Below are 14,503 nucleotides of genomic sequence, written 5' to 3'. Positions count from 1 at the left end.
GCGAATCGCCGGCAGGCGGCGATCATCTCCGAAAACGATCCCTCACAGCGCGGAGTCCGCAGCGATCGGGGCGCTTAATGTCAGTTGAGTCACATATAATCTGCGCAGCGGGGGCATCGGCACACATAGGGCATGGCGGCTAGCTTCGATATCGACTATTCCGGCCAGGGCCGCAGCCGGATGATGGCCAAGTGTCTGATGCTGCTGTTATTGCTGGCGGGGGCGCCGATCGCCTATGCCGAGGACTGGAGCTACCGTGTCCGCCCAGGCGACACTATCTGGGACCTCACCAGCGAATACCTCAAGCCAGGCATTCCCTGGCAGCGCCTGCAAGTCCACAACCGCATCGCCAACCCCTATCAACTGCCGCCCGGCTCCACGATCCGTTTCCCACTGACCTGGTTGCAGATGCAGCCGGCGCGGGCGCGGGTGGTCGCGGTACGCGGCGAAGCCACGGTCACCGTCAACGGAAAAACCGAGGCCGCGGTGACCGAAGGCATGGAGCTTGGCATCGGTTCGCTGCTGCGCACCGCCCGCGACGCCACCCTGAGTCTGCAGTTCGCCGACGGCACAAGATTGCTGTTGCAGGGGGCGAGCGAACTGCGCCTGGACCGCATGAGCCGTTACGGCAAGAGCGGCATGGTCGATACTCGTCTGCGGTTGCAACGCGGCCGCATCACCAACAGCGTGACTCCCGCGCGCGGCGCATCGCCCAGCTTCATTGTGGACACCCCCAGTGCCAGCTCCGCAGTACGCGGCACGCGCTTTCGCGTGAACGCGGAAGAAGCCCGCACGCAGACCGAGGTGATCGAAGGCAGAGTGGCGGTCAGCGCCGATTCCCGCAATACGCTGGTCGAACGCGGCTATGGCACGCTGGTGGCGGCTGGGCAGACAGCTCCGATCCGCGCCGTGCCGTTGCTGCCGCCGCCGGATCTTTCCGGCATTCCCGCGACCTCGAATGCGGCGCGTACGGAACTGAAATGGCCCCCACTGGACCGGGCTCAGCGTTATCGCGTGCAGGCCAGCGATACGGCCACCTTCGACACGCTGCTGGCCGATCTGGAAACCCGCGACGCCCAGGCCAGCCTGCCCCTACCGGCGGACGGCCAATATCATTTGCGGGTGCGTGGGATCGATGCGCAAGGCCTGGAAGGTCGCGATGCCACCACTCGTTTCACTGTGGAAATATTGCCGGAGCCCCCCTTCGTGCTCGCGCCGGTGGCCAGCAGCACCGTACGGGAAGCGCAACCCGAGTTCCGTTGGGCCGAGGTCGCCGACGCGGCGAGCTATCGTTTCGAACTGGCCGACAATGCGGCATTCGAAAAGCCGATGGTTTCCGCTCAGGAAAAATCCACCTCCTTGCGCGTACCGCAGGACCTGCCTGCGGGCGACTATTACTGGCGCATCGCCAGCGACGCCAGCGATGGCCGGCAAGGACTTTTCAGCGACCCGGTCGCGTTCGCCTTGCGGCCATTGCCTGAAGCGGGCGAAATCAACAACGAAACCAGCGACCCGCGCAGCGTGACCTTCCGCTGGCGCGCCGGCGAAGCGGGGCAGCGCTACCGCTTCCAGCTGTCGCGTTCGCCGGATTTCCACGATCCGCGCGTCGATGAAGTCGTGGATCGACCACAGATCACCCTGCCCAAACTACGCGCAGGCGCCTGGTACCTGCGCGTCCAGGCCATCGGCAGCGACGGCCACGAAGGCCCATTCCCGCCGGCGCAGCGTGTAGAGGTACCCTGTGGCCTGTGCAAAGCCATCACGGGCGGCAGCATGTTGTGGATACTACTGTCGCTATGAAAGCCTCCCGCCCGCAGCTGACCCGGATCAAGTCCCGTGTGCTGATCGCGCTGGCCGCGGCGTCCGTGGTGACCCTGCTGCATCTGTTCGCCATGACCTGGCGCGCCGATGCCTGGATGTACGACACGCTGGCCCCTGCGCCTGTCGCCGACGACCGTATCCTGGTGGTGGCCATAGACGAAAAAAGCCTGGCCGAACTGGGGCGCTGGCCCTGGTCGCGACGCACCCACGCCGACTTGGTGACGCGCCTCAACAAGGCGGGCGTGCGCGGCATCGCCATGGACATCCTGTTGTCCGAACCGGCCCTATTCGACCCCGAAGGCGACGCCCTGCTTGCGCAGGCTTTGAACAAGAGCGGCAAGGTGGTGCTACCGGTCTATGCCGAAGCCGAGCGCCTCAACGGCCCCTCCGTGGAACTGATGCCGATTCCCGAGTTCGCCGCATCGGCCGCTTCGCTGGGCCACGTGGACATGGCCCTCGACAGCGATGGCGTGGCCCGAAGCATGTTCCTGCGCGCCGGCCTGGGCTCGCCGCACTGGCCATCGCTGGCGCTGGCCTTGAGCCAGATCGGAAACGACGACCCCAATCCCAGCGCCGAGCTGCCGGGACGACGCGACGCCGATCTGCAGGAGGCTTCGCCGCATCGCTGGGTGCGCGATTACCAGGTGCTGGTGCCCTACATCGATCCGCCGAATGGATTCCACAGCGTGTCGTACGTGGACGTGGTGAAAGGACGCGTGCCCGGCTCGCTGCTGCGTGGACGTTGGGTGCTGGTGGGGGTAACCGCTGCCGGCATGGGCGACGAACTGGCTACACCGGGCTGGTACGCCGCCGAGCCACGCTTGTCTGGGGTGGACTACCAGGCCAATGCGCTGAATATGCTGATACGCCATGAGGCCGTGGTGCCGTTGTCCATGGCTGCGCAGATCGGCCTTTCGATACTGTTGGTGATAGTGCCGCTCCTATTGTTCGGATTGCCGGGTCTGTACCAGCTCTGGCGGCCGATCCTGCTGGGTCTGTTAGCGGTGCCCTTGCTTTCGTGGTTGCTGCTGCGATTCGGCCACGTGTGGTATCCGCCGATGTCCGCATTGCTGGTCCTCGGTCTCGGCGCTTCGATGCGGATCCTGCGCATGCTGCGACGTACGCGCCAGCAAGCCCAGTCCGATCCGCTGACCGGCCTGGCCAACCGGATCAAGTTCGATGAGTACCTGGAGCAGGAATTGCGCTTGTCGCGGCGCAACGGCCAGCCGCTTTCGCTGTTGCTGCTGGACGTGGACCATTTCAAAAAATTGAACGATGGCCTGGGACATCCGGCTGGCGACGAAGTGCTGCGCGAACTGTCCACCATCCTGCGTGGCCGCGCGCGCCGGCCGCGCGACCTGGTCGCGCGCCTGGGCGGCGACGAATTCGCAGTGCTGCTGCCCGAAACCACGCCGCAGGCCGCCGCCGCCATCGCCACGACCATCCATGTGGATTTGGCGAACCTATCGTCGCGCTGCGGCAACCACGTGCCTTTACCGCCATTCACCGCCAGCATCGGCATCCACACCAGCCAGAGCGCAGAGGAAACCGCGGCGGATGTGTTCGAGCTTGCCGACAACGCGCTCTATCGAGCCAAGCAGGCCGGCCGCAACCGCAGCTTCAGCCACACCGGCGAACGGGGTTTTGCGCAGGGCTGAAGTTACCGCAGCTCCGCACCCACTAAACCGGCAACACCATGCCCGGCCTCGCCAACCGCACTTGGACGCCGTCGCGTTCGCCGATCTCGCCCGCCAGGGCTTCGCGCGCCTTGTCCTCGCCATGCACGAGCACCAGCGGCGGATGCGCCGTAAAGCCTCCGTACCATGCCATCAGGCCGCGCTGGTCGGCATGCGCGGACAGTCCGCCGATCGTGTGCCGTTTCGCATTCACCCGATAGTCGCGGCCATGGATGCGCGCCCACTGGGCGCCGTCGACCAGACGCCTTCCCAGCGTGCCTTCGGCCTGATAGCCAACGAACACCAGGTGCGTACTGTCGCGGCCCAGGTTGTGCTTGAGGTGGTGGAGGATGCGCCCGCCATTGGCCATGCCGGAACCGGCGATGATGATCGCACCGCCTTGCACCTGGTTGATGGCCATCGAATCCTGCGCGCTTTCGGTGATGCGCAGGTTGGGCAGCTGGAACGGATCGCGCTTCCCCTTCCACACCTGTTGCGCATCCGCGTCGAACAGGTCGGTATGGCGCTCGTAGACCGAAACGACTTTCGCCGCCATCGGACTGTCCAGAAAGATCTTCCAACGCGATAGCTGCCAGTCGTCCCAATGCCGGGCGAACCAATACAGCAATTCCTGGCTGCGGCCTACGGCGAACGCAGGAATCAGCACGTTGCCGCGCTCTTGCCACGCCTGAGCGAAGATCTCGCCCAGCTCGTGGATGGTGTCCAGACGTTCGCGATGGTTGCGGTCGCCATAGGTGGATTCCATCAACACCAGATCCGCTTCGCCGATGGTTTCCGGATCGCGCAGGATCGGCGTGCCGTTCGGGCCGAGGTCGCCGGAGAATACTAATTTCTTCCCGTCCGCCCACAGTTCGGTGATGGAAGAACCCAGGATATGTCCGGCATCGCGGAACGCTATCTCCACGCCCGGCAGAATCTCGCGACGCGTGCCATAGGGCATCGGCTGCAGCTGGCGCATGGCCCGTTCCACATCTTTGCGCGTGTACAGCGGCACCACTTCGGCGTCGCCGGGGCGCAGCTTTCGGTTGGCGCGTTCGGCATCGGATTCGGCCAGCGATGCGGAGTCCAACAACATCACCGGCATCAGCTCGCCGCCGGCCTGCTGGATGAAGATCGGCCCGGCGAAACCGCGCTTGACCAGCAGCGGCACCCGCCCGATATGGTCGATGTGCGCATGGCTGATCACCAGCGCGTCGAGTTGCTTGGGTTCGAATGGAAAAGGATCCGCGTTGCGGACTTCGGCTTCGCGGCTGCCCTGCATCATTCCGCAGTCGAGCAGGATGCGCTTGCCGGCGGCCACCACCAGATGCATGGAGCCGGTGACCTCGCCCGCGGCGCCATGGAATTCGACGTGCATCGCCCACTCCCTGTCAGACACGCTTTCCGTGCCGCCGAAACCCTAGCACGCGCCCGGTAAGCCGCTGATGTGAAGGAATAATTATGGCCGCCGCATGACCTTCGACACCCTCAGCGCGGCGACGGCAGGCGTAGAGTCCGCGCACGCCCCCGTAGAGGGGGTTTTTCCTTATCTATGCCCTTTCCGGGCCGGAGTAGTCTGTGATTCGTAAACCTCAGATCCTGTTGTTGTCCGTGGCCGTGAGTGTGGCCCTGGCCGCCTGTGGCAAGAAAGAAGAAGCCGCGGCACCCGCCGCCGGCACCACCGCCGCCACGTCCGAACCCGCCGCACTGAAGCTGGACGAATCCAAGCTGCCGCCGGTCAATCGCTTCCTGGTCAGCGACCTGGACACCACCAAGAACGCCTGTGCGGACTTTGGCGGCTACGTGAACGGCAAGTGGCTCGCCGCCAACGCCATCCCGAGCGACCGCACCAGCTGGGGCGCCTTCGAGATGCTGGCCGAGCGCTCCACCGCCGCCCAGCAACAGCTAGCTGAACAGGCCGCCGCCGACAAGAACGCGACCGGCGTGGAAAAGATCGTCGGTGATCTGTGGTCGACCGGCATGGACGAAGCCAAGATCAACGCCCAGGGCATCGACCCCATCAAGGGCGAGCTTGCCGCGATCGACGGCCTGAACGACAAGGATGCGATCGTCGCCTACCTCCGGAGCAATGCGGCCAAGGGCCAGAACGGCCTGTTCGGCTTCGGTGCCCAAGCCGACTTCAAAAACTCCGCGGTCAACATGGCCTACGCCTCGCAGGGTGGCCTGGGCCTGCCCGACCGCGAGTACTACATCAAGCCCGAGAACAAGGCCAAGCTGGACGCCTATCAGGCGCATATCGCCAAGGTGCTGGAATTATCCGGCGTAGCCGCCGCCGATGCGGCCGAACAGGCCAAGGCCGTGATCGCGTTCGAGACACGCCTGGCCAAGGTCTCCAAGTCCAGCGAAGAGCTGTCGCGCGACGTCTCGCTGTACTACAACCCGGTCACCCTGGCGGACGCCGACAAGCTGACGCCCAATTTCTCGTGGACCAAATTCTTCGAATCGCAGGGCGTGGCGCCGCAGGAGAAATTCTCGCTGGCCATTCCCGCCTTCCACCAGGAAGTCAGCAAGATGCTGGGCGATACCGCCCCGGCCGCCTGGCGCAGCTACTTGCGCTTCCACACCATCGATGGCGCTTCGCCGTACCTGAGCGATGCCTTCGCCAACGAAAACTTCGACTTCTACGCCAAGACCCTGCGCGGACAGAAGGAAATCAAGCCGCGCTGGAAGCGCGTGCTGGGCACCGTCGAAGATCAGGCCGGCGAAGCGCTGGGCCAGATGTACGTGAAGGTCGCCTTCCCGGCCGAATCCAAGGCCAAGATGGAAACGCTGGTGGGCAACCTGCGTACCGCGCTCAAGGCCCGCATCGAGAACCTGGCCTGGATGAGCGACGAGACCAAGAAGAAGGCCATCGCCAAATGGGAAACCTTCACCCCCAAGATCGGCTACCCCGACAAGTGGCGTGAGTGGACCGGCCTGTCGACCAATCGCGACAGTTACATCGGCAACGTGATCGCCGCCACCGAGTTCAACTACAAGTGGAACCTGGGCAAGATCGGCAAGCCGGTGGACAAGACCGAATGGGGCATGAGCCCGCAGACCGTCAATGCCTATTACAACCCGCTGCAGAACGAGATCGTGTTCCCGGCTGCGATCCTGCAGCCGCCGTTCTTCGACGCCAACGCCACCGACGAAATGAATTACGGCGGCATCGGTGCGGTGATCGGCCACGAAATGACCCACGGCTACGACGATCAGGGTGCGCAGTTCGGGCCGACCGGCAACTTCGAAGACTGGTGGACGCCGGCCGACAAGAAGGCGTTCCAGGCCGGTACCGGCAAGTTGGTCAGCCAATTCAACGGCTACGACGCCAATGGCACCAAGGTCAACGGCAACCTGACCCTGGGCGAAAACATCGCCGACCTGGGCGGCATCGCCACCGCCTATGACGCCATGAAGAAGGCCACCGACGGTTCACCCGATCCGAAGACCGACGGCCTGACCCGTGACCAGCGCTTCTTCCTCAACTGGGCCACGGTGTGGCGCCGCAACTTCACTCCGGAAGAACTGACCGTGCGCCTGAAGACCGACCCGCACGCGCCGGCCAACTTCCGCGCCATCGGCGCCCCGTCCAACATGCCTGCGTTCGCCGCCGCGTTCTCGTGCAAGGCCGGCGACCCGATGGTGCGTGCCGACGACCAGAAAGTCGTGATCTGGTAAGCCCCTCCGCTCCACGCAAGACCCGAAGGCCCGGCATCGCCCGGGCCTTCGCTTTTGCGGGGCCCGTTTGCGGGTCTGTTTGCGGGGCCTTGCTTTTGCGGAGCATGTTCATGGGTACGGCACCGGCGCTTGCTAGAATCCACGGCATTCACCGACACGGAAATCCCTGATGCCGCCACTGCGCAACGCTCTCAGCAAGCCCACCCTGCTCGCCTTCGCCCTGGTGGCCGCACTCGGCGTTACCGATGCCCAGGCCGCCAAGAAGAAAAAGAAAGCGCCCAGGGCGCCTACGGTCAGTGCCGAATGCACCGATTTCTACTCCAGCGCCAACGCCGAGTGGCTCAAGGCCAATCCGTTGCCCGCCGGCGCAGGCTCGCTGACCGCGCTGGGGCAGCTGCTGGAGCGCAGCCAGCAGCAGCAGCGCCAGCTGCTGGACGCCGCCATGCAGGCGCCGCAAGGCAACGTGCAGAAGCTGCTAGGGGATTTCTGGGCCAGCGGCCTGGACGAGGCGGCCGTCGAGGCCGATGGCGCCAAACCCATCGCCCCGTTGTTGGACCGTATCAACGGCATCAAGAAATCCAAGGACGTGCCCGCCGCCATTGCCGCGCTGCACCAGATCGGCATCCCGGTGGCCTTCAACTTCAGCCCGGACGTGGACCTGAAGGCGCTGGACCGTCACATCGGCTATTTCTCGCAAGGCGGCCTGGGCCTGCCCGACCCGGCCTACTACACCCGTACCGACGCCGACACCCGCGAACTGCTGGGCCGTTACAAGAACTACGTGAAACAGATCCTGGCCCTGACCGGCACTAAGCCCGAAAAGCTGGACGCCGAGGCCAACGCGGTGATCGATCTGGAAACCCGGATCGCGCGCGTTTCCAAGCCGTTCCAGGAGCTGAGCAACCCGCTGTCCAACTACCTGCCGGTCGCGACCAAGGACCTGGGCAAGCAGTACCGCAACCTGCAGCTGGACGCCTTCCTCAAGGCCCAGAGCGTCAACGACGACACCGTTTCGATGGTCAACCCGGCCTTGTTCGCCGAACTCAACACCCTGGTCGGCAATCTGAAACCGGACCAGTGGAAGATCTATCTGCGCTGGCAGGTAGGCGACGCCATGGCCCCCTACCTGGCCAAACCTTACCGCGAGGCGAACTTCGAATTCCGCGGCCGCGTGCTGAAGGGCGAAACCGCACCGGCTCCGCGCTGGCAGCAGGTACTCAACGCCATCAACACCGCCGCCGGCCCCATGCTGGGCCGCGAGTATGCGGGGCGCTATCTGCCCTCCAGCAGCAAGAGCAAGGCGGAGTCCATCGCCCAGAACGTACGCGAGGCGTTGGCACGCGGCATCGAACGCAACGCCTGGATGAGCGCCTCGGCGAAAGCCGAAGCCAAGTCCAAGATCGATAAGCTGAAGATCGAAATCGGAACCCCGCGCCGCGACCTGGATTACAGCGTACAGCCGATGGGCCGCGGCAGTTTCGGCAGCAATATCCTCATCGCTTCGACTTGGCGCCATCGCGAAGAGATGAAGCGGATCGGCAAGGGCAACGCGGACCGCCGCTGGGACGTGCTGCCGCAGCAGCCCGCGCTGGCCTACGATCTGGCGCAGAACCGCCTGATCGTGACGGCCGCGGTATTGCAGGCGCCGGTCCTCGACGTCAATCGCGGAGATTCGGCGTTGTACGGGTCCTACGGCGCCCTGGTCGGGCACGAGCTGAATCGCGGCTTCGACATTCGCGGCCGCATGATCGATGCCAATGGCGAACTGCGCGACTGGTGGACGCCTGCCGATGTGACGGCTTGGAGCGGGATCGGCTCGCGCGTGGCGGCGCAATACAACGGCTACCCCTACCCTGCCTCGAGCAATGCCAAGGTCAACGGCACGCTGACGCAGGACGAGAACCTGGCCGACCTGGCCGGCGTGGAACTGGCCTGGGACGCGTTCACCAATGCCCAGCTTGCGCCCAACCTGGGCGCCAAGCAGACGCTGTTCCGCAGCTGGTCGGAACTGTGGGCGCAGCAGATTTCGACCGCCGAAGCGGCGCAACGCATCGCCACCGACGTGCACGCCCCTGGCCAATGGCGCAGCAACGGCCCGCTGACCAATCAGCCCGCCTTCGGCGAATCCTTCAGCTGCAAGGCCGGTCAGCCGATGCGCCGCAGCGACGCGGAGCAGATCAAGCTCTGGCGTTGAATATCGCTGATCGAATAAAGAACGAGGCGCGGACATCCGCGCCTTTTTCTTGTGCGGCGACATCCGGGGGTGCCGAGTAGCGTCCGTCGATACGCGGTCGCGTTTCGGATGACGGTCATGCGTCCGGGAAAGCGAGGTGCAACGCCGGCAGCGATTCGAGGAAGTCCGCTGCATCGAAGGCCGCTCCAGCCGCGACGACTCCGGTCGCCTTGCTGCGTCTATCGACTATGCGCTGCATCGCCTCCACCACCAGCGGCGCGGTGACCGCGTAGATGTCGCGTCCATGAACCGTGGCGCGACGCGTCTGGCCATTTCTGGACACCCTTGCGTCGACCGCGAAGATTTGCGAGGAACGTCCGTCTGCGTCGGCCGGCACCGGAGTCGGCGTATGCGGATCGCGCAAGTCCTTGAGCGGTGCGAGGTTCATGTACGAATGCACTTCGGCGCTGCGCACGTGCTGCGAGAGGGTGACGATCTCGGCCAGTGGCAGGGCGACTACCTCTTGCGTTCCGAATGGCGTCGGGAACGTCCATTCACGCGATGGCGGTGGATCGGCGAGCGGCTCCAGCTTTCCCCCCGCGATCACCAGGCGCCGATAATGGTTGCGCTCGCCAGTCCGCCGCGTGCCGGTCGTGGGATGCCAACTGTCCAATGCGACCGCGATCTCGATTGCGTCGGCGTCCGGCCAGTCGCCGAGCGCGGCGGTCGCCAGCAGATCCGTCAAGCCACCATAGAACGCCATCGCCGGCATGACCGTCACCCCTGCCAATTTCGCAGCGCCGGCGAAACGCTCGAATACATCGAGCGCGGCCCGTTGCTCGGCGCACACATCCAAATAGTGGATGCCCGCACGCAGCGCCGCTTCGATCACCGGTACCGCTGTATCCAAAAAGGGGCCGGCGCAGTTGATGACCCCCACAGCGCCTTCGAATGCGCGGTCGAGCGAGGCCGGATCTTCGACCGATGCAAGCCGCCTTTCCAAGTCGGGGAACACGTTGCCCAGCGCAGCCAGCTTGTCCGCGTCGCGCCCAGACAGGACCGGGCTCCATCCATGTCTGCACAACTCGGCAACGACGAAGCGTGCGGTGTGTCCATAAGCGCCATACACGGCGACCGTACGATTGCTGCTCATCTGAATGTCCTTGCGTTGGTGGGTACCCATGCGTTCCATAATCGCTGCGCTTCCTCGGCGATCACCTCCGGACGCTCCTCCGGCCAGAACAGCTTGCTGTCTTCGAGCAATCTGACTCCCCGCGAATGACCGAACGCGTGGTCGAGATCGCGAGGACTCTTCTTCGAGAAAATCGTGTCGCCCATACCCCATACGATCCGGGTCGGCACCTTGCAGCGCCTGAGCGCCGGCCCGATGCCCGCCAACGCATTACGTTCCAACGCGACGGCGTAAGCATGCGCGTTGTCCGTGCGTCGCTGCGTGCTGAGCAAGGGACCGAAATAAGTGTCGATCGCCTCATCGGTGGGATGCGTCGGATCGGCGTAACACATGCCACCGATGCCTTCCGGCGAGCGAGCCAGCGCGGTGTCGGCATGCCACCGACCAAGCCATTCGTCCACGAACCTGCCCTCCTTGGCCAACTCGATGACCGGCAGCAGCGCGGGCGGCGGACTGTCGTGCTCGGCGTCGCAATTGGTGAGCAGCAGCGTACGCACGCGCTGGCGGTGTTGCGCCACCAGCAGTTGCGCCACCGCCCCGCCGCTGTCGTTGGCGACCACATCGACGCTGGCCACCGACAACGCATCGAGCAGCGCCAACAACATCTCTACCTGGGCTTCAGGCGCGCAACTTTGTCCTTCGGCCACCTGCGTGTAGCCCATGCCCAGAAAATCCGGCGCGATGCAGCGACGGTAGGGCGACAGGCGCTCCAGCGCACCGCGCCATTGAAAGCCGTTCAACGGAAATCCGTGCAGGAACAAAGCGGCGGGTCCGGCGCCGCGTTCGACGTAGGCGATGTTTCCATGGTTCGTCTTCGCGTAGCGTCGGGCAGCATGGAACGCGCCGGCATCCAAACGCGACGAAGATCGCGCGCCGCCCGCAAGGGACGACGCGCATCCGGCCAGCGCGCCGAACGCGAATACCGTGTTCGCGACGAGGAATTTCCGGCGGCTCACGGTTCGCGCAAGGATGCTTGCTTCGTCTATCACGCTTGCGCTCCAGCCTCGCGCAGTTTTTCGGCGCATTCCTCGCAGCACACCTCTACGGTGCGCCCGCCTATGGTGACCGTGATGAGGTTCTCGTCCAGCTCGCAATCGCATGCGGCACAGGTTTTCTCAGCCATGACACTTTCCTATACATACCCGCGAATCGGGCATGCATAGGAAACCATCCGCTCGGGATGGCGGCTGTCGAAATCTTTAGGCGTTTCCGGTCCGCGGCGACGGAGTTGTACGGCTAGAGGCTTTTCGTCAATGCGGACTGCCTGAATGCAGTCGGCGAACGCCCATAGGCCTGCTTGAACGCAGCGGCGAAGTGGCTGTGACTGGAGAAGCCCAGGTCCAGCGCCAGGGCCGACATGTCGTCGTAACCGGTAACGAGGTCGAGCGCCCGCGCCAGGCGCAAGCGCAAGTGGTAACGGTAGAGCGGCACGCCTTCGACCTGTTGGAAGGCCTGGGTCAGATAGACCGCCGATCCGCCGATCTCCGCGGCGATTTCCGCCAAGCTCCAACGCCGGGTCAGGTCGCCGGCTAGCAACACCTTGACCCGGTCCACCAGTCGCTGCCGCGCATGGGTCGCGCTCTTCTCGTGCGTGGTGCGCGGTCCCAGGCTGCGGCACACCAGGGTCAGCGCCAGGCTCTCGGCTTCCAGCGGTTCGATGCTGCCGCTGCGCAGGCTGTGCCTCAGCAGTGCGACCAGCGCCTGCGCGCGTGGATCGATGCGCAGGGATTGTCCGCGGAAGCCCAACTCGTCGCGCTTGGCGACCAGCGCGGCCGGGACAAGTTCGCGGAGCAGCGGCTGCGATACCGCCAGCACCAGGCTATCGTCGCCGCCGCTGACCGGATGACTGACCTGATAGCCCTCGCCCGAGTTGAAGAACAGTACATGGTTGGCGTCGGCTACCGACTGGTCGCTGCCGACATGGCGCATGTAGACGCCGCGATACGGAAACACCAGATGAGTCGAAGCCGCGCATTCTTCCGCACTGCGATGGCGGCAGGTGCCCAGGCAATGCACGTCCTTCACCGCGACGGTACCGGTGTCGAGCAGGCCATTGACCTCGAAATCAGGCATCGAGACGCACGTGTAGTCCAGTAGCGACATCGTTAGCCTACCCGATACACGAGTACATCGTCTGGACGACAGACCCGTGCCGCTTCAGCGCCCATGGCTAGCGGCACAGACATGTCGAACTCTACCTCTAAGGAGCAACACTGTAGGGCGGGCACTGCCCGCCTACGGGACCATCCGATCAAATGCGCGACGGGCAATGCCCGCCCTACGATTCTGATCAGCGTACGATCCGCGGCCCCGGCGGCCGGCGTTTATTGAACGGCGGCTGCCCGCGCCAATAGCGGATCAGCAGCCAGCCGAACAGCATGCCGCCCAAGTGCGCGAAGTGCGCCACCCCAGGCTGCCATCCGGTGAACCCCAACATCAGTTCGATGGCGCCGTAGACGATCACCAGGGTGCGCGCCTTCATGGGAATCGGCGGGAACAGCAGCATGACGCGCTGGTTGGGGAACAACATGCCATAGGCCAGCAGCACGCCGAATACCCCGCCCGATGCGCCGACCGTGGGATACGGAACGCCGCCCTGAGAAACGGTCCACCAGCCCACTATCAGCTGCAGCACGCCTGCTCCGGCGACGCACACCAGGAAATAGGTCAGGAAACGCCGGTTGCCCCAGGTGTATTCCAGCGGCGCGCCGAACATGTACAGCGCCAGCATGTTGAACAACAGGTGTGTCCAGCTGCCATGCATGAAACCGTAGGTCAGCAGCTGCCAGGGCTTGAATTCATTTGCAGCTGAGAAGAGATCGAAACCATTCGGTCCAAGCGGCCACAGCTGCAACGGATCCAATGCCGCTTCGCCCATCGGCAACTGCTGCAACAGGAACATCACCACGTTGGCGATGATCAACGCCTGGGTGACGGGAGGAATTCTTGGGAACATATCGGTTCTCGGAGGGCTTGCCCGCTTATCATACCGGCATGCCTTCCCTGCCCGCGGCGGTCCTGCGTGACCCAGCCGCGCTCGCCGAGGCCCTGGACGAACATGGTGCGTGCCTGCTGCTCGGATTTCCCAGTCCGTCCGGCACTTCCGGACTGCGCGTCGAGTTAAAGCGACTGCAGGCAACCGACGCCCTGCGTCCGGCGGAATTGGGGCATGGCCGCAGCCACCATCTGCGCATCGCCATTCGCGGCGACGATACGCGATGGATGGACGCCGATTCGGGCGCCGCAGCCACCGCTTATCTCTCTGCGCTGCGGGCCTTGCGCATGGCGATGAATCGGCGCCTGTTCCTGGGTTTGGAGGAAGAGGAAGCGCATTTCGCCTGCTATCCGAGTGGGGCCTCCTACCATCGCCATCGCGACCAGTTCCAGGACAGCGACGCGCGCGTGTTGTCGATGGTCAGCTATCTCAACGAGGACTGGCTGCCCGAACACGGCGGCGCGCTGCGCCTGTACCTGCCGCAAGGGACCATCGACGTACTGCCACACGCGGGAACCAGCGTGGTTTTCCTGAGCGGGATCGAGCACGAAGTGCTGCCCGCAACGCGTGAACGGTTGAGCGTGGCGGCATGGTTGCGCCAGCGCGCGGCCTGAGCGCCGTTCAACCGGGCGGGCCCCACACCTGCTCGTCCATCGTGCGCGCCGCCTTGAGGCCGCGCACCCGTCCCTTGACCACCATCACACCCTCGGCGCGCAGGCGCTGGCATTGTTCCCGGTAGCCTTGCGAACCTTCCGGCAATGCGATCCTTCCATCCGATCGCAGCACGCGATGCCAGGGAAGTTTCGGGTCTGTGTTTTCGCTCAGCACTTTCGCGGCGAGACGGGCCCGACCCGGCAATCCCGCGCGATGCGCGACCTCGCCATAGCCGGCCACCTGTCCGCGCGGAATCGCGCGTATTGCAGCGAGGATGCGTTCGACGGGAGACTTGTCGGCCATGAGGCATT

The 14,503-nt window shown here is 64.6% G+C and carries 12 protein-coding genes; 5 read left to right on the top strand and 7 right to left on the bottom strand.

Features of this window, described 5'->3' with window-relative positions; genetic code table 11:
• Positions 1 to 132 precede the first annotated feature (132 nt).
• Positions 133 to 1,800: a FecR domain-containing protein gene (locus tag J2W94_RS02085; protein WP_310089972.1), complete on the top strand. Its 1,668-nt coding sequence runs from the start codon at positions 133 to 135 to the stop codon at positions 1,798 to 1,800.
• Positions 1,797 to 3,479 carry a CHASE2 domain-containing protein gene (locus J2W94_RS02080; protein WP_310089971.1) on the top strand — a complete coding sequence of 561 codons (1,683 nt, stop codon included), beginning with the start codon at positions 1,797 to 1,799 and terminating at the stop codon, positions 3,477 to 3,479. The genes J2W94_RS02085 and J2W94_RS02080 overlap by 4 nt, the downstream gene beginning before the upstream one ends.
• Positions 3,480 to 3,501: 22 nt before the next feature.
• On the opposite strand, the gene J2W94_RS02075 is transcribed toward J2W94_RS02080, so the two are convergent.
• The gene (locus J2W94_RS02075) at positions 3,502 to 4,875 is read right to left on the bottom strand and encodes an MBL fold metallo-hydrolase (RefSeq protein WP_310089970.1); all 1,374 of its coding nucleotides are present in this window, start codon (positions 4,873 to 4,875) and stop codon (positions 3,502 to 3,504) included.
• Positions 4,876 to 5,096: 221 nt separating this feature from the next.
• On the opposite strand from J2W94_RS02075, the gene J2W94_RS02070 reads away from it, so the two are divergent.
• Positions 5,097 to 7,178, top strand: coding sequence for a M13 family metallopeptidase (locus J2W94_RS02070; protein ID WP_310091552.1), 2,082 nt, complete (start codon positions 5,097 to 5,099; stop codon positions 7,176 to 7,178).
• Positions 7,179 to 7,347: 169 nt separating this feature from the next.
• Positions 7,348 to 9,372 (top strand): M13 family metallopeptidase, encoded by a 2,025-nt coding sequence (locus tag J2W94_RS02065; protein ID WP_310089968.1) that lies wholly within the window; start codon positions 7,348 to 7,350, stop codon positions 9,370 to 9,372.
• Between the two features lie 115 nt (positions 9,373 to 9,487).
• Here J2W94_RS02065 and J2W94_RS02060 read toward each other — a convergent pair whose 3' ends face one another.
• The 5 genes from J2W94_RS02060 to J2W94_RS02040 form a co-directional block, all read right to left on the bottom strand.
• Positions 9,488 to 10,504, bottom strand: coding sequence for a saccharopine dehydrogenase family protein (locus J2W94_RS02060; protein ID WP_310089967.1), 1,017 nt, complete (start codon positions 10,502 to 10,504; stop codon positions 9,488 to 9,490).
• Positions 10,501 to 11,499, bottom strand: coding sequence for an alpha/beta fold hydrolase (locus J2W94_RS02055; RefSeq protein ID WP_310089966.1), 999 nt, complete (start codon positions 11,497 to 11,499; stop codon positions 10,501 to 10,503). Before J2W94_RS02055 ends, J2W94_RS02060 begins: the two co-directional genes overlap by 4 nt.
• Positions 11,500 to 11,528: 29 nt before the next feature.
• Positions 11,529 to 11,666 (bottom strand): hypothetical protein, encoded by a 138-nt coding sequence (locus J2W94_RS02050; protein ID WP_310089965.1) that lies wholly within the window; start codon positions 11,664 to 11,666, stop codon positions 11,529 to 11,531.
• 113 nt (positions 11,667 to 11,779) lie between these two features.
• Complete coding sequence (locus tag J2W94_RS02045) at positions 11,780 to 12,646, bottom strand: helix-turn-helix transcriptional regulator (RefSeq protein ID WP_310089964.1); 867 nt, start codon at positions 12,644 to 12,646, stop codon at positions 11,780 to 11,782.
• Positions 12,647 to 12,833: 187 nt separating this feature from the next.
• Positions 12,834 to 13,499 carry a rhomboid family intramembrane serine protease gene (locus J2W94_RS02040; protein WP_310089963.1) on the bottom strand — a complete coding sequence of 222 codons (666 nt, stop codon included), beginning with the start codon at positions 13,497 to 13,499 and terminating at the stop codon, positions 12,834 to 12,836.
• 38 nt (positions 13,500 to 13,537) lie between these two features.
• On the opposite strand from J2W94_RS02040, the gene J2W94_RS02035 reads away from it, so the two are divergent.
• Positions 13,538 to 14,152, top strand: a complete 615-nt coding sequence (locus J2W94_RS02035) for a 2OG-Fe(II) oxygenase (RefSeq protein WP_310089962.1) — start codon at positions 13,538 to 13,540, stop codon at positions 14,150 to 14,152.
• Positions 14,153 to 14,159: 7 nt separating this feature from the next.
• On the opposite strand, the gene J2W94_RS02030 is transcribed toward J2W94_RS02035, so the two are convergent.
• Positions 14,160 to 14,495 carry an MGMT family protein gene (locus tag J2W94_RS02030; protein ID WP_093281477.1) on the bottom strand — a complete coding sequence of 112 codons (336 nt, stop codon included), beginning with the start codon at positions 14,493 to 14,495 and terminating at the stop codon, positions 14,160 to 14,162.
• Positions 14,496 to 14,503 lie beyond the last annotated feature (8 nt).

Source organism: Pseudoxanthomonas sacheonensis (assembly GCF_031455975.1).
GTDB lineage: Bacteria > Pseudomonadota > Gammaproteobacteria > Xanthomonadales > Xanthomonadaceae > Pseudoxanthomonas_A > Pseudoxanthomonas_A sacheonensis_A.
Note: the sequence above shows the minus strand (reverse complement) of the source record. Positions and strands in the feature narration are given on the sequence as shown.